1 protein-coding gene is annotated in these 1,246 nt (G+C 42.0%); it reads right to left on the bottom strand.

The annotated features are described in order from the left end of the window. Positions 1 to 152: 152 nt before the first annotated feature. Positions 153 to 818, bottom strand: coding sequence for a hypothetical protein (locus ICN37_RS08475; protein WP_216156671.1), 666 nt, complete (start codon positions 816 to 818; stop codon positions 153 to 155). Positions 819 to 1,246: the final 428 nt, after the last annotated feature.

The raw sequence follows: 1,246 nt of genomic DNA, 5'->3' as shown, positions 1-1,246 counted from the left end.
GGCCACCAGACTTTAAAAACTCCTTAACTACCTTTAGTTTGAACTGCTTACTGTATTTGCTCATAAAACAAAACCCCCTTGGTTGGACTTGATGTCCAACTTTTGGGGGTCAGTTCACGAAGGTGGTTTTAGTATGATCAGATTTGAGTGACTTAAGCAGTCATCATGGGTTCAGTATTTTGCTTCTTGCGTCCGAACATCAAGAATAAACATCCAAGCAAGAATCCAACCTTAGGTGCAAGTGAGCCATCGATTTCTGGGGCGCCAGCAGGTGTGTAAGCATAGGTGTATCCAGAGATTGGCGTGCTATCGCTAGTTCCCATGGAAGAATAAAATTTCGAAGGATCCGAATTAATAATGTAGTTTTTACCATTTGCCGTAAACGACAAGGCTGAGTACATATTTCCATAGCTAACGACTCCTGGGTAGGAGGAATCTCCAGACGAAGGGTCAAATGAAGCATATATTCCGCTATTCAGTGAGCCAAAGTTACCCTGCAGATTAGTCACGGCATAACTTTGGGTATAGCTTGGAGTAAACGGATATGGGTTGAATGATGCAGGATCAACTTTACCAAAAGTTGCTGAGGTCGGATTTGAAAGAACAATGTTTCCACCAACCAGATTTCCAGCTGCTACAAAGTCTAAACTTCCAATATAAGTTGACGAAAATGGTGTATATCCTTGACCTGAAGGGACAGGAGTCGTGTAAATACCCACATCAAAGTTGTAGTTAGTTTGGGCTTGCGCCACTCCAATGCTCATTTGAGCACCTAATGTAAACACTGCAACCATTAGTAGTTTTTTAAAATTTTTCATTCTTATATCCTAAAGCGCAAAGTTATATTAGTTAATCGGATTATAACTAATATACCCTTGAGAGTGTGTATGCGTTGCAATCCAACCTATAGAAATGACCCGAAGGCCCCATTGACTTGCTACCCACTAGAGGCAGCATGTCAAAAGAAATTTAGACTCCCTTATTCCCTTGGTGATAGGCAATTTGAGCCAAGGGACTTACTGAGCTAGCCATTGGCACACCTAGCGCTGATCTATCCTAATGCTTCTAATTGGGTAACTTGCAGTCGTTCGCCTCAACTCAACACCGCTGGCGCAGTTCGACCGAGGCTGTGTAAAAACCCCCAATAATCTCCCTGTTTTTGTAAACACCTAAGCACCCTCAAACGTTAATTAAGTATCACTAATTAACGGATGTTCATGAAGATGAAACGATTCATTACTGGCCA

Origin of the sequence: Polynucleobacter sp. P1-05-14 (assembly GCF_018881675.1) — a bacterium.
Lineage (GTDB): Bacteria > Pseudomonadota > Gammaproteobacteria > Burkholderiales > Burkholderiaceae > Polynucleobacter.
The sequence above is the reverse complement of the archived record's forward strand: the minus strand, read 5'-3'. Positions and strand labels throughout refer to the sequence as shown.